The organism is Rothia nasisuis (assembly GCF_928381405.1).
Taxonomy (GTDB): domain Bacteria; phylum Actinomycetota; class Actinomycetes; order Actinomycetales; family Micrococcaceae; genus Rothia; species Rothia nasisuis.
Genome location: NZ_CAKMSB010000002.1, coordinates 322,697 through 347,350, shown reverse-complemented (window position 1 = coordinate 347,350; position 24,654 = coordinate 322,697). Strand labels below are relative to the sequence as shown.

21 protein-coding genes and 3 tRNA genes are annotated in these 24,654 nt (G+C 59.8%); 21 read left to right on the top strand and 3 right to left on the bottom strand.

The genetic code is table 11. The features are described 5' to 3' along the window. The 8 genes from L6966_RS03140 to L6966_RS03105 form a co-directional block, all read left to right on the top strand. Nucleotides 1-462, top strand: a 462-nt coding sequence (locus L6966_RS03140) for a pentapeptide repeat-containing protein (RefSeq protein ID WP_237232855.1), incomplete at its 5' end; no start/stop codon positions are given. Nucleotides 463-515: 53 nt separating this feature from the next. Continuing rightward, entirely contained in the window at nucleotides 516-1,292 is a 777-nt protein-coding gene (locus L6966_RS03135) for a fumarylacetoacetate hydrolase family protein (protein WP_237232854.1), read from the top strand. A 96-nt stretch (nucleotides 1,293-1,388) separates the two neighbouring features. Further along, nucleotides 1,389-2,903, top strand: a complete 1,515-nt coding sequence (gene gltX, locus L6966_RS03130) for a glutamate--tRNA ligase (RefSeq protein WP_237232853.1) — start codon at nucleotides 1,389-1,391, stop codon at nucleotides 2,901-2,903. A 201-nt stretch (nucleotides 2,904-3,104) separates the two neighbouring features. Further along, nucleotides 3,105-3,176, top strand: a tRNA-Gln gene (locus L6966_RS03125). 24 nt (nucleotides 3,177-3,200) lie between these two features. Further along, nucleotides 3,201-3,273 (top strand) — tRNA-Glu (locus L6966_RS03120). A 164-nt stretch (nucleotides 3,274-3,437) separates the two neighbouring features. Then, a tRNA-Glu gene (locus L6966_RS03115) sits at nucleotides 3,438-3,510 on the top strand. A gap of 80 nt (nucleotides 3,511-3,590) precedes the next feature. Then, nucleotides 3,591-5,411, top strand: a complete 1,821-nt coding sequence (locus tag L6966_RS03110; protein ID WP_419721874.1) for a dynamin family protein — start codon at nucleotides 3,591-3,593, stop codon at nucleotides 5,409-5,411. Nucleotides 5,412-5,418: 7 nt separating this feature from the next. Next, nucleotides 5,419-7,134, top strand: a complete 1,716-nt coding sequence (locus L6966_RS03105) for a dynamin family protein (RefSeq protein ID WP_237232851.1) — start codon at nucleotides 5,419-5,421, stop codon at nucleotides 7,132-7,134. Between the two features lie 88 nt (nucleotides 7,135-7,222). Here L6966_RS03105 and L6966_RS03100 read toward each other — a convergent pair whose 3' ends face one another. Beyond that, complete coding sequence (locus L6966_RS03100; protein WP_083091280.1) at nucleotides 7,223-7,939, bottom strand: IclR family transcriptional regulator; 717 nt, start codon at nucleotides 7,937-7,939, stop codon at nucleotides 7,223-7,225. A 216-nt stretch (nucleotides 7,940-8,155) separates the two neighbouring features. Here L6966_RS03100 and leuC point away from each other — a divergent pair, with 216 nt between their 5' ends. The 6 genes from leuC to L6966_RS03070 all read left to right on the top strand — a co-directional run bounded on the left by leuC (nucleotide 8,156) and on the right by L6966_RS03070 (nucleotide 14,820). Then, the gene (gene leuC, locus L6966_RS03095; RefSeq protein WP_180377820.1) at nucleotides 8,156-9,577 is read left to right on the top strand and encodes a 3-isopropylmalate dehydratase large subunit; all 1,422 of its coding nucleotides are present in this window, start codon (nucleotides 8,156-8,158) and stop codon (nucleotides 9,575-9,577) included. A gap of 51 nt (nucleotides 9,578-9,628) precedes the next feature. Beyond that, nucleotides 9,629-10,222: a 3-isopropylmalate dehydratase small subunit gene (gene leuD, locus L6966_RS03090; protein WP_237232850.1), complete on the top strand. Its 594-nt coding sequence runs from the start codon at nucleotides 9,629-9,631 to the stop codon at nucleotides 10,220-10,222. 206 nt (nucleotides 10,223-10,428) lie between these two features. After that, a complete protein-coding gene (gene murA / locus L6966_RS03085) occupies nucleotides 10,429-11,751 on the top strand; it encodes a UDP-N-acetylglucosamine 1-carboxyvinyltransferase (RefSeq protein ID WP_083091277.1) in 1,323 nt (440 codons plus the stop codon). 3 nt (nucleotides 11,752-11,754) lie between these two features. Next, nucleotides 11,755-12,528 carry a lysophospholipid acyltransferase family protein gene (locus L6966_RS03080; RefSeq protein WP_237232849.1) on the top strand — a complete coding sequence of 258 codons (774 nt, stop codon included), beginning with the start codon at nucleotides 11,755-11,757 and terminating at the stop codon, nucleotides 12,526-12,528. A 34-nt stretch (nucleotides 12,529-12,562) separates the two neighbouring features. Further along, on the top strand, nucleotides 12,563-13,651 hold the full coding sequence (locus L6966_RS03075) for an NAD(P)H-dependent glycerol-3-phosphate dehydrogenase (protein WP_237232848.1): 1,089 nt from the start codon (nucleotides 12,563-12,565) through the stop codon (nucleotides 13,649-13,651). A gap of 41 nt (nucleotides 13,652-13,692) precedes the next feature. Then, on the top strand, nucleotides 13,693-14,820 hold the full coding sequence (locus L6966_RS03070) for a D-alanine--D-alanine ligase family protein (protein WP_237232847.1): 1,128 nt from the start codon (nucleotides 13,693-13,695) through the stop codon (nucleotides 14,818-14,820). Here L6966_RS03070 and L6966_RS03065 read toward each other — a convergent pair. Next, a complete protein-coding gene (locus L6966_RS03065) occupies nucleotides 14,817-15,344 on the bottom strand; it encodes a DUF3515 domain-containing protein (protein WP_237232846.1) in 528 nt (175 codons plus the stop codon). The two genes, L6966_RS03070 and L6966_RS03065, sit on opposite strands and share 4 nt — an antisense overlap. 170 nt (nucleotides 15,345-15,514) lie before the next feature. On the opposite strand from L6966_RS03065, the gene L6966_RS03060 reads away from it, so the two are divergent. The 6 genes from L6966_RS03060 (at nucleotide 15,515) to L6966_RS03035 (ending at nucleotide 22,658) form a co-directional block, all read left to right on the top strand. Then, nucleotides 15,515-16,573, top strand: coding sequence for a hypothetical protein (locus tag L6966_RS03060; RefSeq protein WP_237232845.1), 1,059 nt, complete (start codon nucleotides 15,515-15,517; stop codon nucleotides 16,571-16,573). Nucleotides 16,574-16,580: 7 nt separating this feature from the next. Beyond that, the gene (thiL, locus tag L6966_RS03055; protein ID WP_237224380.1) at nucleotides 16,581-17,618 is read left to right on the top strand and encodes a thiamine-phosphate kinase; all 1,038 of its coding nucleotides are present in this window, start codon (nucleotides 16,581-16,583) and stop codon (nucleotides 17,616-17,618) included. Next, nucleotides 17,608-18,567, top strand: a complete 960-nt coding sequence (locus L6966_RS03050; RefSeq protein WP_237232859.1) for a DAK2 domain-containing protein — start codon at nucleotides 17,608-17,610, stop codon at nucleotides 18,565-18,567. Before thiL ends, L6966_RS03050 begins: the two co-directional genes overlap by 11 nt. 6 nt (nucleotides 18,568-18,573) lie before the next feature. Further along, nucleotides 18,574-21,192 (top strand): ATP-dependent DNA helicase RecG, encoded by a 2,619-nt coding sequence (locus L6966_RS03045; RefSeq protein WP_237232844.1) that lies wholly within the window; start codon nucleotides 18,574-18,576, stop codon nucleotides 21,190-21,192. A 211-nt stretch (nucleotides 21,193-21,403) separates the two neighbouring features. Continuing rightward, complete coding sequence (gene rsmD / locus L6966_RS03040; RefSeq protein ID WP_237232843.1) at nucleotides 21,404-21,982, top strand: 16S rRNA (guanine(966)-N(2))-methyltransferase RsmD; 579 nt, start codon at nucleotides 21,404-21,406, stop codon at nucleotides 21,980-21,982. An 85-nt stretch (nucleotides 21,983-22,067) separates the two neighbouring features. Then, the gene (locus L6966_RS03035) at nucleotides 22,068-22,658 is read left to right on the top strand and encodes an LURP-one-related/scramblase family protein (protein ID WP_083091267.1); all 591 of its coding nucleotides are present in this window, start codon (nucleotides 22,068-22,070) and stop codon (nucleotides 22,656-22,658) included. 89 nt (nucleotides 22,659-22,747) lie between these two features. On the opposite strand, the gene L6966_RS03030 is transcribed toward L6966_RS03035, so the two are convergent. After that, on the bottom strand, nucleotides 22,748-23,953 hold the full coding sequence (locus L6966_RS03030) for an aminotransferase class I/II-fold pyridoxal phosphate-dependent enzyme (protein ID WP_237232842.1): 1,206 nt from the start codon (nucleotides 23,951-23,953) through the stop codon (nucleotides 22,748-22,750). Between the two features lie 155 nt (nucleotides 23,954-24,108). Here L6966_RS03030 and coaD point away from each other — a divergent pair, with 155 nt between their 5' ends. Next, nucleotides 24,109-24,585 (top strand): pantetheine-phosphate adenylyltransferase, encoded by a 477-nt coding sequence (gene coaD, locus L6966_RS03025; RefSeq protein ID WP_083091265.1) that lies wholly within the window; start codon nucleotides 24,109-24,111, stop codon nucleotides 24,583-24,585. Nucleotides 24,586-24,654: the final 69 nt, after the last annotated feature.

Below are 24,654 nucleotides of genomic sequence, written 5' to 3'. Positions count from 1 at the left end.
GCGTACCTGGTGGGTGCTGATCTGGCGGGGGCGGGCCTGCAGGGTGCTCATCTGGAGGGGGCGAACCTGGGAGGTGCTCATCTGGAGGGGGCGCAGCTGGTGGGTGCTGATCTGGCGGGGGCGAACCTGGGAGGTGCTCATCTGGAGCGGGCGTACCTAGCGGCTGCTAATCTGGAGGAGGCGGACCTGGAGGGTGCTCATCTGGAGCGGGCGTACCTGTGGGATGTTCATCTGGAGGGGGCGAACCTGATGGATGCTCGTCTAGACAAGGCCTCATTTTTCGATGAATTTGAAGAAAATCCACAGAATCCAGAAGTAAGAGGCAGAATAATCGATCAGCTAAAGGCAAGTGCAATTCTCCCGGCAGAAGATGAGCTGCTCAAAGCTGAAGGTTTTGACCAGACCCTGGTTGATGAGATTATCCAAGCCCACAAAGAAGAGCAGGCAGGCAAGGAAGAGTAGGCTAAGGCCAGCCTTCACCGCCCTGCCCTGGGGGAGTCCGGTAGTCTAGAACCATGCGCATTGCCCGATTTACTGTAGACGATACCCTGCACTTTGGCCTGGTTGAAGGTGAGCCCGGCGAAGAGACCATCACCGTCCTGACCGGCGACCCCTTCTACACCGGCATAAACCCCACCGACAAGCGATACCCCATTGCCGACGTCCGCCTGCTTGCCCCCATCATCCCCCGCTCCAAGGTCATTGGTGTGGCCCGCAACTGGCGCGACCACGCCACCGAGCTGGGCAACGAAACCCCCACTACCCCCCAGTTCTTCTTCAAGCCCAACACCTCCGTCATCGGCCCCGGCGACCCCATCGCCCTGCCCGAATGGTCAGACAACGTCTCCTTCGAAGGTGAACTCGCCGTCGTCATCGGCCGGATCGCCAAGTCCGTACCCCTCGATCGCGTACCCGAAGTCATCTACGGCTTCACCGTTGCCAACGACCTGACCGCCCGCGACGCCCAAAAAACCGACATCCAATGGGCCCGGGCCAAGGGCTTCGACGGCGCCTGCCCCCTGGGCCCCTGGATCGAAACCCAGCTAGAGACCGACGACCTGGCCATCCAAACCTGGGTGGACGGCGACCTCAAACAGGACGGCACCACCGCCGACATGGTTTTCTCCGTGGCCGAACTGGTTGCCGCAGCCAGCGAATACTTCACCCTGCTGCCCGGTGACGTAATCCTCACCGGTACCCCCGCAGGGGTAGGACGCCTGAGCGCAGGTAACGAGGTCGAGATCGAGGTTGAGGGCATCGGCTCCCTAATCAACACCGTCCGCGCTGAGTAAACTATCACCCTCAGCAAAGTTCCGCGCCGAAGAAAAGCGGCGAGTAAACTAGAACCCACCACCAGCTTTCAAGAAGAAAGGGATGTGCCCACATCCATGAGTGATTACGCTCTGAAACTTAACGACCCCAGCGAAACCCGCGTCCGCTTCTGCCCCTCACCCACCGGCACCCCGCACGTGGGCATGGTGCGCACCGCCCTCTTCAACTGGGCCTACGCTAAGCACACCGGCGGCACCATGGTCTTCCGTATTGAAGATACCGACGCTGCCCGTGACTCCGAGGAATCCTTCAACCAGGTGCTCGAATCCCTGCGGTGGCTGGGTATCAACTGGGACGAAGGCGTTGGCGTCGGCGGCCCCCACGAGCCCTACCGCCAGTCAGAACGTATGGACATCTACGCTCAGGTAGTAGAGAAGCTCAAGGCCGGAGGGTTCGTCTACGAAGACTTCTCCACCCCCGAAGAGGTTGAAGAGCGCCACAGGGCCAAGGGCGAAGACCCCAAGCTAGGCTACGACAACTTCGACCGCGGCCTGACCGAAGAGCAGAAGGCCGCCTACCGGGCCGAGGGCCGCCAGCCCGTCCTGCGCCTGCGCATGCCCGACACCGACATCACCTTCCACGATCTGGTGCGCGGCGACATCACCTTCAAGGCCGGTTCTGTACCCGACTTCGTGGTCGTCCGCGCCAACGGCAAACCCCTCTACACCCTGGTCAACCCCGTAGACGACGCCCTGATGGGCATCACCCATGTGCTGCGCGGTGAAGACCTGCTCTCCTCCACCCCCCGCCAGATCGCCCTCTATCGGGCCCTGGTTGAGGTGGGCGTCACCAGCTTCATCCCCGAATTCGGCCACCTGCCCTACGTCATGGGCCAGGGCAATAAGAAGCTCTCCAAGCGCGACCCAGAATCCAGCCTCTACAACCTGCTGGATGCCGGTTTCATCAAGGAGGGCCTGCTCAACTACCTCTCCCTGCTGGGCTGGTCCCTCTCCCACGACGAAGACATCTTCACCATGGACCAGATGGTTGCCGCCTTCGACATCAAGGACGTGCTGGCCAACCCTGCCCGCTTTGACATCAAGAAGGCAGAGGCCATCAACGGCACCCACATCCGCCTGCTTGAGGCAGAGGACTTCCGCAACCGCCTGGTTCCCTTTTTGCACAAGGCACAGCTGGTTTCCGCTGAGTCTTACGAGAAGCTGACCGAGCGCGAGCAGACTATTCTGACTGAGGCCGCGCCCCTGGTGCAGGAGCGCATGCAGCTTCTGGGAGAGGCCCCCGGCCTGCTGGGCTTCCTCTTCACCGCCGATGAGAAGATTGAGGTCGCTGAGGACGCCGCCAAACAGCTCAAGGAGTCAGCACCGGCAGTGCTGGACGCGGCTATTACCGCTGTAGAAGGTCTAGACGATTTCACTGCTGCAACCGTCGAAGCTGCCCTGCGCGAAGCTATTGTCGACGGCCTGGAAATCAAACCCCGTCTGGCCTTCGGCCCGGTGCGTACCGCTATGAGCGGTGCGCGCATCTCACCGCCTCTCTTTGAATCCATGGAGATTCTGGGCAAGGATTCCTCCTTGGCCCGCCTGAAAAAGCTCCGTGCCTCCCTGGCCTAGCTGGCCCTAGCCTGATTGGTCTTCCTCAAGAATTTTTAGGGCCAAAAACCGCGAAAAATCGGGGGAAGCAGTCGGCGAGGGCCTAGGGTGTGAGCCAGCTCTACGGGTTTTGAGTTGCAGGCTTTGGTGGGTTCGTATAAAGTTATTACTCGTTGCGGTGATACCTTCCCCAAGGGGGAGTAGGTCGGAACAAATAATAATTGGGATATGGTGTAATTGGCAACACTACGGTTTCTGGTACCGTCATTCTAGGTTCGAGTCCTGGTATCCCAGCGAACGTCTTGACTAAGGCGTTACGGCCCCATCGTATAGCGGCCTAGTACTCCGCCCTCTCACGGCGGCAACACCGGTTCAAATCCGGTTGGGGTCACAGGCTAAAGAAATCCTCCACTTCTTGTGCAGTGGAGGATTTTTTGCTGAACAAAACTGGGGCCAGGGGTGGTGTAGCTTACACCCTTTCAGCTTGCACACAGGTTAAGGCTGTGTGTATAGTTTTATCCGTTGCCAAAATGCGGTAACAGCTCAAAAGAGTTTGGCCCCATCGTATAGCGGCCTAGTACTCCGCCCTCTCACGGCGGCAACACCGGTTCAAATCCGGTTGGGGTCACAGGCTAAGGAAATCCTCCATCACCGCCCGGTGATGGAGGATTTTTGTTACCGGGCTCAGCACCCCCCGGCTATGCGAGAATGGATACCGTGCACAACGAATCAATCACTCAAACCCTGGTTACCGTGCGGCAGGTTCGCGATACCATCGCCGCCGCACGCTTTCCGTTACTAACCGGCTCGGCCGATGCCGCTAGAGAGCAGGCTCGAACCGCCGTAACGCAGCTGGACGACTACATTCTGCCCAAACTAGCCACCCTAGATGCTCCGCTCACCGTGGTTGTGGGTGGATCAACCGGTGCTGGTAAGTCGACCCTAGTCAACACGCTCATAGGCGAACCCGTGACCCGGTCAGGCGCTATCCGCCCCACCACCCGCCAGCCCGTACTGCTCCACCGGCCGGAGGATGCCGCGTCCTTCACCCCAGAACGCCTCTTGCCCAACCTGGTACGCGTGCCCGTCACACCCGGTGAAGCGCTCCCCGGAGCCAGCCCCCACGGTGAGCAGGACGAACTGGTCACCGTGCCCGTTGACTCCCTTCCCGCGGGCATAGCCCTGATTGATGCACCTGACTTCGACTCGGTTTCTGACGAGAACCGCCGCTTGTCGCAACAACTACTACGAGCCGCTGACCTGTGGCTTTTCGTCACCACAGCTAACAGGTACGCCGACGCTGTGCCGTGGGAGATTCTGCGCCAGGCAGCTGCCCGCGATATCACCATCGCGGTGCTGCTCAACCGTGTACCCGAGGGAGCCGAGAACGAAATTGAAGCAGATCTGACGCGTATGCTGACCGAAGCGGGCATTACCCCCGCCCTTATCCATTCAGTAACCGAGCAGGAACGCGATGAGCGCGGCCTCCTGCCCTCGGTGGCTTTGACTCCCCTGATTTTCTGGTTGCGATCCCTGGGCGCAGACTCAAGCGCCCGCAGCGAGATTGCCCGCCGTACCCTGGAGGGTGCGGTGCGTTCGGTGGCCGCACAGACTAGCCAGCTGGCAGAGGCAGCCCAGGAACAGCAGGACGCCGAGCTTCGCCTACGTGCAGACGTGACCACCGCTTTTGAACGGGCCCTGAGCAACGTCAAGGAGGCCACCCAAGACGGGCAGATGCTCCGTGGCGAGGTGCTCAGCCGATGGCAGGATTTTGTGGGGACCGGCGAATTCTTTCGTCAGGTTGAAACAACCGTTGGCCGGGTGCGTGACCGTATAGCTGGTTTCTTTAGGGGTACGCCTCCTACCCGCGCTGTTGAGGTCGAGCAGGCCCTTGAAGTAGGCCTGCACTCGGTCATCATGGAAGAGGCCGCTGCCGCTGCCGAGACCGCACAGCGCCGCTGGCTTGATGACAGGGCAGGCCGTGCCCTGCTAGCTGGCGATGACCTGGCTGCCTTAGACGCGACCTTCTCAGAAGAAGTTGCTGAATCTATTCGTGCCTGGCAGCAGGACGTCATGGATATCATCGCGGCAGAGGGGGCCGGTAAACGTCAGCGCGCCCGGTTTATGTCACTGGGCGTGAATGTCACCGCCATCATTTTGATGGTTGCTGTGTTCTCCATGACCGGTGGACTGACCGGCCTCGAAGTAGGTATCGCAGGTGGCTCGGGCGTGGTAGGCCAGAAGCTGCTTGAAGCAATTTTTGGTGAGGACGCCGTGCGCCGTATGGCTGCCGGCGCCCGCACCAGGCTTGAAGACCGTGTAACTGAACTTCTGACCAGCCAGCAATCGCGTTTTACGAATCTTTTGGACACGGCTATATACGAGACGGAAGCAGAGCACACGATGGACGTGCCCGACGCTGAGCAGCTGCGGGCATCGTCCGCATCTCTTGAAACCGCCGGACTCAGCCTAAGCACTACCGCACAGCCCGCAGCATCGCAGGGTCAGAACGAGCAGGCAGGGGAGTAGGAGCACCATGGCATCAACAACACGCCCCACCGCAGCCACCGCACTTGCCGCCCGCGTTGAGGCCCTCGAATCTGCTCTCACGCTGGGGGAGGGCCGTATCGACCCCGAAACCGCGCAGGCAGCCAGCGGCATACTCGAACGTGCCGCCGCCCGCCGCGAACTCTCAGCTGAACACACCGTCATCGGTTTCTTCGGTGCAACAGGGTCAGGTAAGTCCACCCTCTTTAATGCTGTGGTGGGTAAGAACATCGCGAAAAGCGCCGCCACTCGCCCTACCACAGCTACCGCCCAGGCTGCCGTTTGGGGCAGGGATGGAGCAGAGCCCCTACTCGACTGGCTGGGAGTTGAGAACCGCACCTACATGGACGAGGACCCTGCCGAAGCAGCCGCCTCGCTCAACCGCTCCGAAGTGCCGGTGACCGTAGGTATGTGGAACAAGATCCGCACCTCCGTGGGGGCGGGCAAAACGGAACAGGCCTCCGGCGGCCTGGTCTTACTCGACCTACCAGACTTCGACTCGGTGGAGGCAGCCAACCGCCTGCTCGTTGAGAAAATGGCGCAGTGCGTGGACGTCCTTGTATGGGTTATGGACCCGCAGAAGTACGCGGACGCCGTGATACACCAGGACTTTATCGCCCCCTTAGCCTCTCACGGTGCGGTGACCCTGGCTGTGCTCAATCAGGTTGACCGCCTCGACCAAGCCGAAGTACCTGCCGTACTTGACTCTCTCAAACTACTCCTAGCCCGAGACGGGCTCACCTCTACCCTGCTGGCTGACCCGCTGGCGGTTTCTGCCCGCACGGGCTATCAGATTCCGCGGCTCCGTGAGGTGCTGGGGCAGGTGGCTGTGGCCAAGACAGCAGCTGTTGCCCGCATAGAGGCCGATTTAGACGGAGTTCAGGCCTCCCTGGCCACCCAAGACGGCGGGGGAGAGCCCGCCGGGCTCACCGCCGCTGCGGTGACTCAGCTTGAGGACGGTATCTACGCGGCTTCAGGTGCGGACGCCCTGGTCAAGGCCGCAGCGGATTCCTATAAGCTACATGCCGTATCAGCGACCGGTTGGATAGCTACCCGCTGGCTGCTCAAGATTAAGAGTGACCCGCTCAAGCGTTTGGGCTTACATAAAGACCACGGCGGGGAGCCGATTTCTAGGTCTTCTCTGCCCCCGCTGGGTGCGCCCCAAAAAGCGGCTCTGGGCACGGCCGTCCGTAGCTTCGCCCAGAACGTCTCAGCCGGGGTCACCGAACCCTGGAGCCATTCCATCCGAGACTCCGCCAGAACCTACGAAAGCCAGTTACCAGCCGAAATTGAGCGCGCAGCGGCGACCGTTCATTACGACGCCAACAAAAAACGCTGGTGGTGGCACCTGCTCAACATGATTCAGTGGATTGGTCTGGGGGTGGCACTTGTGGGTCTACTCTGGCTGACAGCCCTGGCGGTAGCTAGCTACTTTCAGATTGTGCTACCTGAACCACCTACAGTTGAGGGCTTCCCGCTACCGGTACCTACTTTGCTCGTGGTCACCGGTTTACTGCTCGGTATTCTGACTGCTGTTCTGGGTAGGGCGATAGCGGCAGTTGGGCACCGCATCTATGCTGGGGGGATTCGCCGCCAGTTGGAAGCCAACCTGGCAGACGTTGCCTCCCGTTGTGTCATCGTGCCGGTGCAGGACGAACTCACCCGGCTTGACAGCTACAGGCAGGCCCTGCGCGAAGCCGCATAGCATCACAAGTCCCCGCTGATTGAAGGTGTATCAGCGGGGACTCCTTTTGGAGGGGGCTAGCTTAGCCCCTTTACCGTCAAGGCCGAATCTAGTTACGGAGGGCTTCGGTCAGGGCAGCGGCGGCCTCGCAGACCACCTCCGCGTGAAGACGGCCGGGCTGGCGGGTGAGGCGCTCAATGGGCCCTGAAATCGAAATCGCAGCAATGACCTTGCCGGAAGGAGAGCGCACCGGGGCTGAGACAGAGGCCGTGCCGCGTTCGCGCTCGCCGACTGACTGGGCCCAGCCGCGGCGTCGTACCGCAGCGAGCATCGTGGCTGAGAAACGGGCATTGTGCAGGCCCTCAACCAGGCGGGCGTGATCCTCCCAGGCGATGAGAATCTGGGCTGCAGAGCCAGCTTTCATGGAGAGTTGGGTTCCTACGGGGATGGTGTCACGCAGACCAATGGGGCGCTCAGCCGAGGCCACGCAGACACGCCAGTCGCCCTGGCGGCGGAAGACCTGGGATGATTCGCCGGTAACATTACGCAGGTTGTTCAGTACGGGGCCGGCGGCGGCAATGAGACGGTCTTCGCCTGCGGCACTTGAGAGCTCACCCAGGCGGGGGCCCAGCATAAAGCGGCCCTGAACGTCCCGAGCTACCAGCCGGTGGTGTGCAAGGGCCACAGCCAGGCGGTGGGCTGTGGGGCGTGCTAGCCCGGTGGCTTCAACGAGTTGGGAGAGGGTGGCGGGGCCTGCTTCAAGACAGTCAAGAATGTGGGCGGCTTTGTCGAGGACGCCGACGCCTGAGCTGCGGTTATCTTGCATGGTGGGAAACTTTCGCCTGTTATGGTGTGGGCCGTGTTAGCCCAGCTGAAGAGTGCGGTGGTGCCTTTCGGAGATGAAAGTAGCTAGGTTATAGGGATTATGTGCCTACTAATCTATCATGAATTCTCATATTATGATATACAAGTTCATTTATTGGAAAGATTTTTGTGGCCGCGTCACACTTGTTAATGCATCACAAGAAAAATGGAGGACTCCATGGCTGGTACGACCGACCATACCCCAAGAACTTTGGCTGAAAAGGTCTGGGAAGCGCACACCGTTGTGCCCGGTACAGACGGCAAGCCCGACCTGCTTTATATCGATTTGCACCTGGTACACGAGGTCACCTCGCCTCAGGCTTTCGAGGGTCTGCGCCTGGAGGGCCGCCCCTTGCGCCGTCTTGACCTCACCATCGCGACAGAGGATCACAACACCCCCACCGAGAATATTTTCTCAACCATCGCCGACATCACCTCACGGACCCAGATTGAGACCCTGCGTAAGAACGCCGAAGAGTTCGGTGTGCGTATTCACTCACTGGGCGATGCCGAGCAGGGGATTGTGCACGTGGTTGGCCCCCAGCTGGGCCTTACAATGCCAGGCATGACGGTAGTCTGTGGCGACTCCCACACCTCCACTCACGGTGCTTTCGGGGCCCTGGCCTTCGGAATCGGTACATCTGAGGTGGAGCACGTGATGGCTACCCAGACCCTGCCTCTGGCCCCCTTCAAGACCATGGCCATTAACGTTGAGGGCACCCTTAAACCAGGTGTCACTGCCAAGGACATTATTCTGGCGGTTATCGCAGAAATCGGCACCGGTGGGGGCCAGGGCTACGTGCTCGAATACCGGGGCTCCGCTATCCGCTCCCTTTCCATGGAGGGGCGTATGACCATCTGCAACATGTCTATCGAGGCAGGTGCCCGTGCCGGTATGGTTGCTCCTGACGAAACCACCTTTGAGTATGTTAAGGGTCGCCCTCACGCACCCACCGGCGAAAACTGGGAGGCCGCCGTTAACTACTGGAAGACCCTGCCTACCGATGAGGGTGCGACCTTTGACCGAGAGGTTTTCATCAATGCTGATGAACTTGAACCTTTCGTCACCTGGGGCACCAACCCGGGCCAGGGTGTTCCGCTCTCCCAGGCTGTGCCCTTCCCCGAAGATTTTGCGGACGAAAACGAACAGAAGGCCGCCACTCGCGCCCTCGAATATATGGATCTGACTGCAGGCACCCCCATGAAGGACATTCCGGTTGATGTGGTCTTCTTAGGCTCCTGCACCAACTCCCGCATCGAAGACCTGCGTGCTGCAGCCGACATCATCAAGGGCCAGAAGCTGGCCGACGGCGTCCGCATGATGGTTGTGCCCGGTTCCCAAAAGGTTCGCGCCCAGGCTGAATCGGAAGGCCTCGACCAGATTTTTAAGGACTTCGGCGCTGACTGGCGTTTTGCTGGCTGCTCCATGTGCCTGGGTATGAACCCTGACCAGCTGGCGCCCGGTGAACGCTGCGCCTCTACCTCAAACCGCAACTTTGAGGGTAGGCAGGGCAAGGGGGGTCGCACCCATCTGGTGTCGCCCCTGGTTGCGGCCGCAACAGCTATTCGTGGCACCCTGTCTTCACCGGCTGACCTCTAAGCACCCCGCCCCCATCAAGCCCGGCCGCCCCGGGCGGAACAAGGATTTCTCATGGAACCCATCAAAAAGCACACCGGCATTGGGGTGCCCCTGCGCGCCTCCAACGTCGATACCGACCAAATTATCCCAGCGGTCTACCTCAAGCGCGTGACCAAGACCGGCTTCGATGATGCCCTCTTCGCCGCCTGGCGCAAAGACGAAAACTTTATTCTCAACCAGGAGCCCTATAAGCACGGGTCTGTGCTCGTTGCTGGCCCCGACTTTGGCACCGGCTCCTCCCGTGAGCATGCCGTCTGGGCTCTGAAAGACTACGGCTTCCGCGTGGTCATCTCTGCCCGGTTTGCCGATATCTTTCGCGGTAACTCCGGCAAACAGGGCCTGGTTGCAGCCCAGGTTGAACAAGATAACATCGAACTGATCTGGAAGCAGCTCGAGACCGAGCCCGGCGCTGAAGTCACCGTTGACCTCCAAGAAAAGACCGTGACCGTTGGTGCGCTGACTGTACCTTTTCAGATTGATGACTATGTGCGCTGGCGCCTCATGGAGGGTTTAGATGACATTGGCCTGACCCTACAGCACGAGGAGGCTATCGCGGAGTTCGAGGCCAACCGCCCGGTTTGGTTGCCTCGCACCCAGCAGCTCTAAGATGCCCTACCTGCCAAGTTGAAAGGACGCTGCGCCCCTGCGCCAGCGTCCTTTTGGTTTCGTGTAACCGGCTGAGCAGGGCAAAGGGTAGCGTATGTCTAAGAACACCACCTGTACAACAACCTCTGCATCTGAGTGGGGTAAAGTTGGTATTCGAGAATTGACACGTAAAGTAACGTGAAACAAACCTGGACGATTGGATTTAGATGGTCAGCGCACTGCGTATTGAAGGTGGCACCCCTCTGAAAGGCGAAGTAAACGTTCGCGGTGCTAAGAACCTGGTCCCCAAGGCTATGGTTGCAGCTCTGCTGGGCTCCACCCCGTCTGTCTTGCGCAACGTTCCCGAAATTAAGGACGTGCAGGTCGTCACTGACCTGGTGGAACTGCACGGCGTTTCGGTTGACTACAACATGCAGGCTGGAGAGCTACGCCTAGACCCCTCCAAGGTCTCGGTGGCTAACCACACCGATATTGAGGTTCATGCCGGTGATTCCCGTATTCCGATTCTGCTCTGCGGGCCTCTCTTGCACACCATCGGTGAAGCCTTTATCCCTGATCTTGGCGGCTGTAAAATCGGCGACCGCCCCATCAACTACCATCTGCGTGTGCTCGAAAAGTTTGGCGCCAAGATTGAGAAGCTACCCACCGGTATCTCCATGAAGGCACCCGTTGGCGGGTTGAAAGGTGCCCAGATTAACCTTGAATACCCCTCTGTAGGAGCAACCGAGCAGGTGCTACTGGCCGCAACCCGTGCCAGGGGCAAGACCGAGCTGACCGGCGCTGCTATTGAACCTGAGATTATGGATCTCATCGCAATCTTGCAGAAGATGGGCGCTATTATCACCGTTGAGACCGACCGCCAGATTCTCATTGAGGGCGTCGACGAGCTAACCGGATATAATCACGTAGCTATGCCAGACCGCAATGAGTCAGCCTCCTGGGCTTCAGCGGCTCTGGCAACCGGCGGCGATATCTTTGTGCGCAACGCCAATCAAAAAGACCTATCGACCTTCATCAACGTCTACCGTAAGCTGGGCGGCGGTATGGATATTACCGATGAGGGGATTCGCTTCTTCCATCAGGGTGGCGACCTCAACCCTCTCTTTGTTGAAACCAACGTCCACCCCGGCTTTATGACTGACTGGCAGCAGCCTCTAGTGGTTGCCATGACCCAGGCCAAGGGGGTCTCAGTGGTCCACGAGACCGTCTACGAGAACCGCTTTGGTTTCACTGACGCGCTGGTGCGTATGGGTGCCACCGTGCAGCTCCATAAGGACTGCCTGGGCCCCACTCCCTGCCGCTTCGGCCACCAGAACTTTAAGCATTCAGCCATCATCACGGGTAAGTCCCCTTTGCGCGGCGCAGATATCAACGTGCCTGACCTGCGCGGTGGCTTCTCCCACGTCATCGCTGCTCTGACAGCAGAAGGTACCTCGAACGTCACCGGGGTATCCGTTATCTCACGTGGCTACGAGCACTTTGTTGACAAGCTCACTGCCCTAGGTGCAAACTTTGAGGTCACCGCGTAAACCATGGGTAAGAACAGCGCATCACTCGGTACCATCAAGCCCACGCGCACCGGCGATACGGTCTATCGTATTGCAGGCAACCTTCTGAGGCCCCTCTACAACTTGCCGATGAAAACGCAGATTGAGGGGCGCGAGAAGCTACCCAAGTCCGGCGGGTTTATCGTGGTCTCCAACCACCTCACAGTGGTTGACCCGATTACCGCAGCCTACCCTCTCTTCTTGGAGGGCGTGCTACCCCGATTCTTGGCCAAAGAAGCACTGTTTAGAATGCCGCTGTTGGGCTGGCTTATGCGCCAGTGCGCTCACATACCGGTAGCCCGTGGCTCGGCCCAGGCAGGCCAGTCCCTTGAGGTCGCCCAGAACGTTCTGGACGCCGGGGGAGCAGTTGTTATCTTCCCCGAGGGCACTCTGACCAAAGATCCAGATCTCTGGCCTATGACTGGTAAATCCGGTGCAGCCCGTCTGGCCCTGGATACCGGTGCCCCGGTTTATCCCGTAGCCCACTGGGGGGACCAGGAGTTTTGGCCCAGCCGCGGCAAGCCCCGCTTTGGCTGGCCCCGCAAGAAAGTCAAGGTTGTTGTGGGTAACCCGGTTGACTACAGCGACCTGGTAGAGCGCCGCGAGACCGGTGCCCGCTACACCCACGACGAGCTAGCCGCCGTCACCAACCGCATGCTTGACGACGTCACCGCCCTCCTCGAAGGCCTGCGCGGCGAGAAAGCCCCAGCCGGCCGCTGGAACGCTGTGCTGAACGTCCGCCAAGAACCCAGGGAGTGAGCTCACCATCGCTACTACGGATGTAGAGACCACAATGACTCAACAGTCACCGAGTAAGATAGCTGTGCTGGGCGCAGGTAGCTGGGGCACCGCCTTCGCCAAGGTGGTTGCGGACGGTGCCACGGCAGCGGGGAGTGACCGGCAGGTTGTGCTGTGGGGCCGCAACCCCCAGGCCATGACCGCCATGCAGGAATCCCGTATCAATGAGCGTTATTTCCCGGGCGTGCAGCTACCAGCCAATCTAATCATGACTGCCGATGCGGAACAGGCACTCGAGGGTGCGACCCTAGTGGTGCTGGCTATCCCAGCCCAGGTGCTACGCAACCAGCTTGAGAGCTTTGCCCCCCTGATTGAGCCTTCAGCTGTGCTGGTCTCGCTGGCTAAGGGGCTCGAGATGGGCACCGGTCTGCGCATGAGTGAGGTCATCACTGAGGTTCTGCAGAGTCACCTGGTGGCTACCGGTGCCAGCCCTCAGACGGTTGAGACTGTACCGGAGCGCATCACTGTGCTCTCGGGCCCCAACCTCGCCAAAGAAATCATTGTTGAACAGCCAACCACCAGTGTGGTTGCTGCACAGAATGAGACAACCGCGCAGCTTGTGGCATCTGTGTGCGTCGCTGACTACTTTCGCCCCTACACCAACACCGATGTGGTGGGCGTAGAGATCGGAGGGCTGGTAAAAAACGTCATCGCCCTCTGCGTGGGTATGTGTGAAGGTAAACAGTACGGCGATAACTCTAAGGCCTCGGTCATGACCCGGGGCCTGGCTGAGACCACCCGTCTAGCCCTTGCCCTGGGGGGCAAACTTGAAACCATGAGCGGGTTAGCTGGCATGGGTGACCTCATAGCCACCTGCTCATCCCCCCTCTCGCGCAACCATACCGCAGGGCGGTTGCTGGCCGAGGGAGTGGCCCCTGACCAGCTCCATACAGTGATGACCCAGACCGCTGAATCTATCAAGTCAGCCCCCGGTGTGGCAGAACTCGCCCGAAAAGTGGGGGTAGAAATGCCCATTACGGAGGCAGTGGTGGCTGTGCTCAACCGTACAATATCAGTTGAAGAACTTGCCCCGGCGCTGCTAGGCCGATCCCTTAAATCAGAAGGAATCACTCCCTCAACCTAGCAACCGGTGAGGGCCTCTGGCCCCCCAAATCAAAGGACGCTATGACCGAACCGAGCACCAAGCCCATCGTCGCCCTGCTGTGCGGCGGACGCTCCTCAGAACACTCCATCTCGCTCATCACTGCCCGCGGCGTGCTGAGCGCTATCGACCGTGAGAAATACACGGTGGTCACCATCGGCATCACCAAAGACGGCCGCTGGTACCTCACGGACGAAGAAACCCTGGTTCAGCTCCTTGATACTGACCATCTGGCGGAGCTACCTGCAGAGGGTAAGCAGGTCTTTCTGCCTCTGGGGGGTGACGATAGCCGCCTGCGTCTGATTGACGGAGACAACACCACCCGGGTTGAACTCGGCCCCGCTATTGACGTGGTATTCCCACTGCTTCACGGCCCCTTCGGCGAAGACGGTACCGTTCAGGGGTTACTCGAAATGGCCAACCTCAAGTACGTGGGGTGCGGTGTAGCGTCATCAGCTGTCGGCATGGACAAGCACTTCATGAAGATAGCCTTCGAAGCGGCAGGGCTAGAGGTCGGCCCCTATGAGGTTGTTACCCACCGCCAGTGGACCCTTGACCGGGCTGGTGCTCGCGAACGCATCACTGGCCTGGGTTTTCCTGTCTTTGTGAAGCCCGCCCGAGCCGGGTCGTCCTTCGGCATCACCAAGGTAGATTCGCTTGACGGTCTTGACGCGGCTATCGCCGAGGCTCAGACCTATGACCCCAAGGTGATGGTTGAGGCCGGTATTGTGGGCCGTGAAATTGAGTGCGCGGTACTTGATGGGCACCAGTCGGAGCTGCCTCGGGCGTCCTATCCCGGAGAAATTGTGGTGGTTGATCACCAGCACGGTTTCTATGATTTTGAGGCCAAGTACGTGTCGAAGAACTCAGCCGAGACCCGCTGCCCAGCTGATCTGCCTGCTGAGATATCTGCGCGTATTCGCCAGCTAGCTGTAGATGCCTTCTTAGCCGTCGACGGCGAGGGGCTGTGCCGCGCTGACTTTTTTTACACCGAGGACGGCCGCCTTCTGATCAACGAGGTGAACACCATGCCCGGATTTACTCCCATCTCCATGTATAAGACCATGTGGGAGAACACCGGGCTTGCGTATGCAGATCTGATTGACGAGCTTATTTCATTGGCCCTAGAACGCCCGCTGGGGCTGCGTTAGGAGCCTGTGCCGCCCTCAATATCGGTGAGGGTGTCATCGATGTTGGTGCACATCATGTGCTGAGGAATCTGTGAGACGGCAGATGAGACTTCAGCCAAAACCGTGGACGATGAGACACGCTCAGCGTCGAAAGTTATTTGGACAGCCGGGTCGCGGCCAAACGTCTCTGCAACCCAGGTTCCGGCAGCCGTCTGTTCTGCGGCATCTGCCTGCTCTTCGTCAGCGGGTCTAACAATCCAGTCAACCCCGTTGACCGAGACGCAGGTGTCTGATACTGGCGCTTCACCGAGCTCCACCCCGCACTTGAGAATAACCGCTGCGGGATCGCCCCAGGCGGTAGTTGCCTGCGCCGTGGTTTCGCGCTGGCTGAGGCCGCTGAGAGTTTCGGGCATAGCGACTAGGGCGTAGGCACAGGTCGGGTTGGCGGCATCTGGTGCTGGTTGCACGTGGACGGCACCCGGGCCGCAGGCGGTCAGTCCTGTAGTGGCTAGGGCGAGGGTCAGTAAGAGCTGTGCTTTTCTCACCTGCCCATTGTATAAGATGGGCATACTTTAACCGGTGATGGCTAGGGTCTGGCAGATTCGGTAAGGTAGAGAGAGTACTATCTCCCAGGCGCTGAAGAATGAGGTAACAAGGCCCGGCTGGGAGAGAGATAGGTATTGGGTGTAATCAATCCCGGTGAGAGGGGAGAACTATGGGACGCAAGATGGCAGGTGTTGCCTGTGGGGTGACTACCGTGCTTGCAGTAGCACCACTGGTTCTGCCGGGTGAAGTATACATCAGCTCAGCCACTGCGGTTCCGGCGAGCCCAGCACCCACTGCGAGCCCAGCACCCACTGCAAGCGCTACAGCCACTCCGAAGCCGGTGAACGAACCCACGCCTTCAACAAGCCCTACAACCCCTGCCCCCGAACTGCCCCAGCCGGAGCAACCTCAGCCGGAGCAACCTCAGCCCGAGCAGCCCCAGCCCGAGCAACCTCAGCCCGAGCAGCCCCCGGCAACCAGTGAACCTGCCAGCCCCCAGCCCAGTGAACCTGCTCCAGCTCCACCGGAGCCAACTGACGTACCCACCGAAGAGCCAACCCAGGTATCCACACCTGCCCCCCTGCCCGAGGTCTCGGTCACACCAGCGGCTGAGGCCTGGATTCCCCCCAGCACACCGGAGCAGCCAGCTACTGATTCGGGTGGAGGAGATACAGGGCAAACCGCCCCGTCCCTTCCTTCGACTCAAACTGAACCGAACGGGCAGCAAGTACCTGGCGCCCCAATTGCGGTACCTCTAGCACAAGCACCGAGCCCCCCGCGCAGCGAGGTTGGGCCTGGGCAAAACGAACAGTTGAGTGCCGCGCCCAGCTCAACCGTAGTGGGCACCCAGACGCCCCTCCGTCTTGACGCCGATACGAGCAAACTGGAGGTGGAGCCCACCACCGGGTCTGTGCTTGGTCTTTTCAACGTTGCACACTCAGAGCAAGCCTACGACGGCACACCGGGATGGGTCGAGGGGTTCTTGGATAGGGCAGGCCAGCACAGTCGGGGCAGCTCATCGGCAGATTCCAACACTGCTGCGGGTGTGTTCGGCGCTGAGGCCCAGGGGCGGCAGGTAGCTGCAGATCCCGGCTCAAGCATGTTCTACCGGGGTAGCGTGATTGTGAACGGGGCCAGGCCTCTCGTGATTTTCACCGGCAGCGCTGTACTGGGCCTGAGCATCGTCATTTTCAACTTTGTCTGGCGCAATCGTAAGCCCAAACACTAGGAGCAGGATGACTACCGTTTCGCAGGTCAGCGAAAGCGAGCTACTGGCGGTTTTTCTACCTGTGCTCACTGCTCACAACACACGGGCTGAATCGCTACGACGGGTGCCCGCTGACGGTGCACTTGTGGTGGGGCCCGGTGATGACTCCGCTACGCTAGATCTCACCGGGGGGCTCACCGTAATGAGCACCGACACACAAACTGAAAACCAGGACTTCCGGTCTGTCTGGCCTTCGGGTCACACAACGGGCGGCTACCAGGTTGGCTGGAAGCTAGCTACACAAAATCTGGCCGATATCGCAGCCATGGGGGCTACACCTGTAGCCCTGCTCGTTTCTCTCAGTCTGCCTCCGGTCACCCCAGTTACTTGGGTACAGGACTTTGCTCGGGGTCTCGTCGAATCGACCCAACACCAAGGTGCAACCACCTGTACCATTGCCGGTGGAGACCTGGGCCGGAGCGCCGAAATTTCGGTGACGGGCACTGCCGTTGGTTTGACCCGCGCCCCCGTCACCCGGGATGGTGCGCGCGAGGGAGACGCGGTCGTCCTCGCCGGAGCCCTGGGCGCCGCCGCTGCGGGGCTAGCCCTGCTCGAAACCTCTGGCCTGCGCACTATGACTGAATCTCAGCTGGCCTGTATCGCTGCCCAACAGCAGCCTGTATCACCCCTGCTGCTAGGTCAGCGGGCAGCAGGCCACCTTAACGCCCTTATGGACATCTCTGACGGGCTGGTGCGTGATGCCACCCGGCTAGCTGCTGCCTCGCACGTGCGAATTGACCTGCACACCCGGGATTTAGCCCCCTGGGTTGCGCGTGTGCACGAAACTGCGTCCCTTCTCACAAGCACAGATAAGGCGGAATCCACCGCCCTGGGCTGGGTTCTGACGGGCGGTGAGGATCACGCCCTCATGGGCACCTGTGACCCGACTCAGATACCCACAGGGTTTACTAAAATTGGTAGCGTACATGCAGGTAGCGGTGTCACTGTAGATGGCCGCGCATACACAGCGAAAGGATGGGATCACTTTGAGGCAGGTGCCCGCTGACTGGTGGCTCAACTGGCTGTTGCATGCCCACACACAACTGGTTGAGCATCAATCCCTTCTTAACCGCATCAATGTTTTTCCGGTTGCCGATGCCGATACCGGCTCCAACTTAGCCGCCACCCTGGGGCATGCCGCCGATGCAGCTGGTGCGGCCGATGAACCTACCCTGAATCTTGCCGCCCGAGCCGCTCTGCGGGGGGCCCGAGGTAATTCTGGTACCCTTCTGGCAGTCTGGCTCCTGGGCCTTGCAAGGACCTTGGGCCCGGCTAGCGAGTTACCCGTGACTTCCACTGGAAACGGAGAGCTCGGTAGTTCACCTGACAGAAGGCTCACCTCTGAGCACCTGGCCCGGGCCTTCACCGTGGCTGCAACAGGAGCCCGTCTGGCCCTGAGCCAGCCAGCTGAGGGCACCATGCTCACTCTGATGGCGGCGCTTCACCAGGTTAAACTGAAGGTCAACTGGCGTGTATACAGTGATGATTTGGTAGTAGCGTCAGAAACTGCCCTGCGAGCTACCGCTCATGCTGAGCACGCCCGCAACGGCTGGGTTGATTCAGGTGCGCTGGGCTTTCACCTGGTTTTGGTGTCCCTAGTGGCCCAGCTGATGGGGGCCGAACCGGAACCCACCTACCGCGACCTGCTTGCTGAGGCTCCGGCGTCCCTGCCTTTGCGAGCCCCAGAGAAACCTCGAAAGGGGGAGCCCCAGGTGGAGGTGATGTGCGAGATTCACCTGCCGGTCTTCGAAGTAGCCCAGCTCCGTAGTGCCCTGGATGCAGCCGGGGATTCTGTTTCTATTGCACAGATTGAGGACGGTAACGAGGCCCTCTGGGCAGTTCATGTTCACGTGCCTACCGCAGAGGACGCCCTAGCCCTGTTGCGTGCTGCCGGCGAACCGCAGAAGGTACGCATCACCTCACTGGCTTCGCCCGAACACAGCCACGAGGAATAAGCGCACATGGCTCACAGCCCACGCAAGACATCAGCTCCCCCGAAGAAGGCCACCCGGACGAAGAAGAAAGCTGCCCCCCTCACACCGGAGGCCGCGGCTGCCCTGGCCCGCTACGCTTCCGAAGACCGGCTAGAAAATGAGCCTTTGACTCGCTACCTGGGAGCCAGCACAGCTCGAGCTCTCAAAACTCACCTTGGGCTTGAAACCGTAGGTCAAGCTCTTGACTACTACCCCCGTAAGTATCTGCCACGCGGAGAGCTCACACCTTTCTCATCCCTGGTCGAGGGAACTGAGGCAACCATTGTCGCCAGGGTTCTGCGCGTGACTACCCGTTCCATGGCTTCTCGTCGCGGATCCATCACCGAGGTCACCATAACCGATCACCTGGGGGAGAATGAGCAAAACACCTCCGAGCCCTACCCTAACTACCGGTCGCCCCACCCCAACACCTACCGAGGGGCCGCTCCTCCGGCTGCCACCCGGCACGGCTACACTAACACTCGACTGCAAGGCACCGTAGGTTCTCAGTTCAGCGGTGAGAGAGACTTCATGCCCGGTGCTACCTTCAGCGGGTATGTACCTGAGCCCTACGCCGTGGCTGGTAGCCCCGGCATCATAACGCTGAGCTTCTTCAACGCCTGGACGGCTGCCCGCGATATCCATGAGGGGGACCGGGTCATGTTCTCAGGCAAGGTCGGCTCCTACCGGGGAGAGATCACCCTAACTAACCCACACTATGCCGTTATCGCTGCGCGCGATGTGGTGCTTGATCCGGGCGCCAGTGCCGAGGCCATTGAAAGAGCCCGTGCCCGGGCCTCCGCACCGATTCCCGTCTATAAGGCCTCACCCAAGTTACCCACAGACAGGGTAGCCTCAGCCCTTGAAGTTCTATTAGAGCGGGTCAACCTCAAGGAGCTAGAAGACCCGGTACCCTTCAGCGTACGGAAAAGCCGAAAAATCCCGTCATTGGAGTGGACCTACCGCGCTGTGCATACCCCAGATACCGAAGAGACCTGGAGGGCCGCCCACCATTCACTGCGCTATCGGGAGGCATTCGTACTTCAAGCGGCTCTAGCCCGAATCCGAGCCACCCGTGCAGCCCACCAAACCGTTGCACGCCCCTTCATTCCCGGCGGCTTTGCCGATGCGCTCCTGGGGCTACTGCCCTACGAGCTGACCGAGGGGCAACAGAAGGTGGGGGAGCAGATTAGTGACGATATGGCTAGCGTCTCACCTATGAATCGGCTTCTCCAGGGAGATGTGGGCTCAGGAAAAACCGTGGTGGCCCTGCGGGCCATGCTTCAGATAGCAGATAACGGTGCCCAGTCAGCCATGCTGGCCCCCACCGAGGTGCTGGCCGAACAGCATTACCGTTCGGTGTGTGACATCTTAGGCGACCTGCTAGACACAGCTCCGCTGGATGCGGACTCCCCGAATACTTCTCGGGGAAATAAGGTTAGGGTGGTACTACTAACAGCCTCACTGAAGACTAAGGCTAAGCGCGAGGCACTGCTCTCCATCGCCTCGGGATCAGCTGACATCGTCATTGGCACCCACGCCCTGCTGGCAGATGCTGTGACCTTCGCCGACCTGGGGCTGGTCGTGGTAGATGAACAGCACCGCTTTGGCGTGGAACAGCGTGACGCCCTGCGCGGGCCCGGCGGGGAGCTACCGCACCGACTGGTTATGACCGCAACCCCCATACCGCGCACCGTTGCTATGACGGTGTTTGGTGACCTCGACATTTCGGTACTTGACCAGCTACCCGCTGGCCGCCAGAAAATCACTACCCATGTTGTACCTCTGGCTGAGCATCCGCGGTGGGCTGACCGCATATGGGCTCGGGCCCGCGAGGAGATTGATGCCGGTCATCAGGTTTATGTTGTGGTTCCCAAAATTGGTGGGTCTGATGCGGCCATGGACGCCGAAGTCGGCCAAGCCCTCTTTGACACGAGCGCTGGTTCTGGCGGGATGGGCTGGCAGGCTGCCGCAGGGGAGAGCCTTCGCAGCTCGCTAGCGTCCGTAGAGAGCATGCTCGAGGAGCTGGAGGGGGTCCCTGCCCTGGCCGGGGTGCGCATTGAGGCCTTGCACGGGCGTATGGACACCGCCGAGAAGAACCGCGTGATGACCGAATTTTCGGCCGGCCGTGTTGATCTGCTGGTTTCCACCACCGTGATTGAGGTGGGCGTGAACGTGCCCAATGCCACCCTGATGATTATTATGGACGCCGACCGATTCGGCATCTCTGGGTTACATCAGCTACGTGGCCGTATCGGGCGAGGCTCCCTATCGGGCACCTGTCTGCTGGTGACCAGGCAGCCTGCTGATGGGGTAAGCCGTGAACGTCTCAACGCCGTAGCCTCAACCACCGACGGGTTCGAGCTATCACGGGTTGACCTGGAGCAGCGCCGCGAGGGAGATATTCTAGGTGCTGCCCAGTCCGGTAAAAAATCTACGCTCAAGCTGCTGCGGGCACTGACGGATGCCAAACTGATTGAGCGTGCTCGTGAGGACGCCTTTGGCGTGATCGAGTCTGATCCCACTTTGGCAAGACACCCGGATCTGGCTCGCACCATTGACCGCGCGCTGGACGCCGACCGCGAGGCTTTCCTGGGCCGTGGCTAAGCACGACCGGGGAAAGCAGAAAACCCCGCACTTATTCTGTTTTAACCGCAACTAGTTGCGGTTAAAACAGAATAAGTGCGGTAAATAGATGTGCCTCGTTGAGTACCCGCCAGCAGCCACTCTGTATCCACCCCTACCTTTGTTCCTACCCGTTCTGCCGGTACCCTTAAACAGTCCACACCCTTGACCACTACGAGCGGAGCGCAGCCCCATGAGTCGTATCATTGCTGGTAGCGCGGGGGGAACTCGCCTGACCAACGTGCCAGGGGAGAGCACCCGCCCTACCACTGACCGGGTCAAAGAGGCCTTATTTTCTCGTCTGGAGTCTTACAACATGCTGAAGGGGGCGCACGTGCTTGATCTGTTTGGGGGCTCCGGGGCACTCGGCTGTGAAGCCCTCTCACGCGGCGCCGCCCACGTTGATTTTGTTGACCACTACCTCAAGGCCGTTAGCGTCATTGAGAGGAACGTCGCGGCGGTGAGTAAGACGGCTGCCGGTAGCGCTCGCGTCCATAGGATGGCGGCACGTGCCTACCTGAAGCAGGTGTCCGGTCTGCCGCAGAAGAATCCCTGGGATCTCATCTTTGTTGACCCACCCTACGCTGTGACTAACAGCGAGCTGGAGGAGCTTTTGGGGCTGCTTGCGGGGCGTGTGAGCGAGGGTGCTGTGATTGTTGTGGAGCGGGCCTCGCGTACTGCCGAACCTTCCTGGCCCAGCGGCCTTGAAAAATTTTCTGAGAAGAAGTACGGGGAGACAATCCTCTACTATGTGGAACCCGCTGTGTGCTAGTTCTGGCCCGCCTGCGCGCTACAAACAGGGGTATGTGCAGGTTTCGTAACAAACCAGACAATCGCTGGAATGTTAGGGTTGGGGTATGAACGAGAACACTTTTGAGCAGCATGGAACCCCACAGCTACCCCGGTTGCTGACAGAGAATACCCTGGCTATTCAGCAGACCCGTAGTTTCATGAGCAACGATTTTGCCTTAGAGAGCCAGGACGGCCAGATTCTGGGCCGTGTGCTTACTACGGGGTCAACTGCCGGAAGGCTCATTAAGGGTAGCCGAACCTTTGACCTTGTTGATGACCGAGGTGCCCTCCTGCTCAAGATTGTTGACCCCTTTGATTTTGGGTTTGACCGCTATGAGCTACACAACCCTGACGGCTCCCTCTTTGCGCACGTACAGAAACGCTTCTCCTTCATGCGGAAGCGGCTTTCCGTTGAGCTTCCGGGCCTGACCCTGGAGCTTGAGGGTAGCCTGTTCGAGTTCGACTTCAACATTACGGCGGGTGGTCATGTGGCGGCCCAGGTTTCACGTGAGTGGGCCGGGTTGGTCAAGGGCATTCGCGGAAAGTCCCGTTACGGGGTGAACTTTGACCCGCAAGCGCCAGCGCAGGTACGTTTGGCAATGATTGGTGGGCTAGTGGCTCTCGATTTGATCCGCGCCAAGGACGACCGTAACTAGCGCATGTGTAGGTGGTCAGGTACCTCAGGGTTGCTGTGGGCCCGAGTAGCCGACCTTACCGAGGTGCTCATCGGCCCGTACAGTACGGGTCACTGATGGTTGTAGGCGCGCAGGCGGCGAGCGGCATCCTGAAGAATCTGCGGACGCTTACAGAAAGCGAACCGTACAAAATTCTCCACCTGGGGCCGGTAGGAATCGGTGACAAAAGCCGTCAGCGGGATGAGGGCGACCCCGGCATCACCGGGTAGGCTCTGGCACAGATCCCGCGCCGAGCCCATGCCCCGAGCCCTGACCACCTCAGCCACATCAGCAACCGCAAAGAAGGTGCCAGCCGGTTCAAGTACCTGCCAGGGTGTTCCTGCTAGGCCCTCTATAAGTACGCGCCGTTGGTGCTCGTACCGCCCTTGCACACCGGCGTAGAAGTCATCCTCCAGCCCCACACCAACGGCTGCGGCGGCCTGGAGGGGAGCAGCTGCCGAATGTGTCAGGTAGCCCTTGACCGGGCGGATCGCGGCCACCAGGTTGGGTGGGCCGGTCATCCACCCCACCCTCCAGCCGGTGGCCGAGTGGGTCTTGGAGATCGCAGATACAGCTACGGTACGCTCAGCGGCCCCTGGCAGAGTCTGAATGGGCCGGTAGGGGCCTGTGAAAGTCAGGTGTTCGTAGACTTCATCGGCCAGAATAATCGCGTTAAACCGGTGGGCTAGCTCAACAATCTTGGTTTTGGTCTCGTGTGAGAACACGGTTCCGGTGGGGTTATGCGGATCATTGATGACAATTAGGGCTGTGCGGTCTGAGAAGGCTGCCTCAAGTGCGTCCAAATCTGGTTCAAAGGTGGGCGGTACGAGCGGCACGGTACGGACGCACGCCCCGGCGAGAGCTGCCGCGGCCGGGTAGAGGTCGTAGTAGGGCTCGAAAAGAATCACCTCATCCCCCTGTTCAACGAGAGCCGCAAAGGTGGCGGTGAGGGCCTCTGAGGCTCCTGCGGTGACGGTTACCTGCGTATCAGGGTCAATAGCAAGCCCATAGAAGCGTTGCTGATGCTCGGCAATCGCTCCTCGCAGGGCCGGGTGCCCAGCGATAGTCGAGTACTGGTTGGCGCCAGATGAGATAGCCTGGGCGGCAGCCTGTAGCATCTGTTCTGGCCCATCGGTGTCGGGGAATCCCTGCCCCAGGTTGAGAGCCCCATACCGCTGAGCAAGTGCGCTCATTTCCTCAAAAATGGTTGACTGCCAGCTGCCATCAGCCCGCATCAGACCCGTTGCCCGCCCGAGCCGTTCGTATGCCCGTTCCATACCCGAATCCACCTTCCCTTATGTCGATTTGAGTGACCCACCGGCGTCAATTTATCACCCAGACTATTCCCACAGACTACCGCTCCCGTCGCCACAGACTTAGAACCATGACCTTTTATGTCTTACCTCACCCCCGGGTGTTGTAGCCTAGAAGCATGCAATTGGTTGTCTGCCCCGGGTCCTTTGACCCGATTCATAACGGTCATGTCGAAATCATCACCCGCGCAGCAAAAATCTATGGCACCGTGCTGGTGGCTATCTCTCATAATGCCCAAAAGAAGTATCGTTTCTCTCTCGAAGAGCGGGTCACCATGGTTCAAGAGACCTTTGCACTCTTTGACGGGGTGAATACTATTGTTCTGCCGGAGGGGCGGCTACTGTCTCACTTTGTGCGGGAGAACGGATCTGTGCTGATTGTCAAAGGTTTGCGTAACAGCGCTGATTTTGAGTACGAAGCCCCGATGGCATCCATGAACCGGCATATCGCCGGGGTCGAGACAGCTTTTATTGCGGGTGACCCCAAATACAACCACATTTCTTCTACAATCGTGAAAGAAGTGGCGGGCTATGGCGGTGACGTGCGGGCCTTTGTGCCGCGTGCTGTGCAGCGTGCCCTCTACCCTGACAGCTGAGAAGTCCTCTGCTTTCTGGGGTCATCGTCCTTTCCAGGCTTATGCTGGGTGGGCCCAGCGGCTTCGCTC

What these genes read in the sequence shown, in the direction of transcription:
- L6966_RS03135 (WP_237232854.1), top strand. Translation starts at nt 516, where the DNA reads ATGCGCATTGCCCGATTTACTGTAGACGATACCCTGCACTTTGGCCTG.
- gltX (WP_237232853.1), top strand. Translation starts at nt 1,389, where the DNA reads ATGAGTGATTACGCTCTGAAACTTAACGACCCCAGCGAAACCCGCGTC.
- L6966_RS03110 (WP_419721874.1), top strand. Translation starts at nt 3,591, where the DNA reads ATGGATACCGTGCACAACGAATCAATCACTCAAACCCTGGTTACCGTG.
- L6966_RS03105 (WP_237232851.1), top strand. Translation starts at nt 5,419, where the DNA reads ATGGCATCAACAACACGCCCCACCGCAGCCACCGCACTTGCCGCCCGC.
- L6966_RS03100 (WP_083091280.1), bottom strand. Translation starts at nt 7,939, where the DNA reads ATGCAAGATAACCGCAGCTCAGGCGTCGGCGTCCTCGACAAAGCCGCC.
- leuC (WP_180377820.1), top strand. Translation starts at nt 8,156, where the DNA reads ATGGCTGGTACGACCGACCATACCCCAAGAACTTTGGCTGAAAAGGTC.
- leuD (WP_237232850.1), top strand. Translation starts at nt 9,629, where the DNA reads ATGGAACCCATCAAAAAGCACACCGGCATTGGGGTGCCCCTGCGCGCC.
- murA (WP_083091277.1), top strand. Translation starts at nt 10,429, where the DNA reads ATGGTCAGCGCACTGCGTATTGAAGGTGGCACCCCTCTGAAAGGCGAA.
- L6966_RS03080 (WP_237232849.1), top strand. Translation starts at nt 11,755, where the DNA reads ATGGGTAAGAACAGCGCATCACTCGGTACCATCAAGCCCACGCGCACC.
- L6966_RS03075 (WP_237232848.1), top strand. Translation starts at nt 12,563, where the DNA reads ATGACTCAACAGTCACCGAGTAAGATAGCTGTGCTGGGCGCAGGTAGC.
- L6966_RS03070 (WP_237232847.1), top strand. Translation starts at nt 13,693, where the DNA reads ATGACCGAACCGAGCACCAAGCCCATCGTCGCCCTGCTGTGCGGCGGA.
- L6966_RS03060 (WP_237232845.1), top strand. Translation starts at nt 15,515, where the DNA reads ATGGGACGCAAGATGGCAGGTGTTGCCTGTGGGGTGACTACCGTGCTT.
- thiL (WP_237224380.1), top strand. Translation starts at nt 16,581, where the DNA reads ATGACTACCGTTTCGCAGGTCAGCGAAAGCGAGCTACTGGCGGTTTTT.
- L6966_RS03045 (WP_237232844.1), top strand. Translation starts at nt 18,574, where the DNA reads ATGGCTCACAGCCCACGCAAGACATCAGCTCCCCCGAAGAAGGCCACC.
- rsmD (WP_237232843.1), top strand. Translation starts at nt 21,404, where the DNA reads ATGAGTCGTATCATTGCTGGTAGCGCGGGGGGAACTCGCCTGACCAAC.
- L6966_RS03035 (WP_083091267.1), top strand. Translation starts at nt 22,068, where the DNA reads ATGAACGAGAACACTTTTGAGCAGCATGGAACCCCACAGCTACCCCGG.
- L6966_RS03030 (WP_237232842.1), bottom strand. Translation starts at nt 23,953, where the DNA reads ATGGAACGGGCATACGAACGGCTCGGGCGGGCAACGGGTCTGATGCGG.
- coaD (WP_083091265.1), top strand. Translation starts at nt 24,109, where the DNA reads ATGCAATTGGTTGTCTGCCCCGGGTCCTTTGACCCGATTCATAACGGT.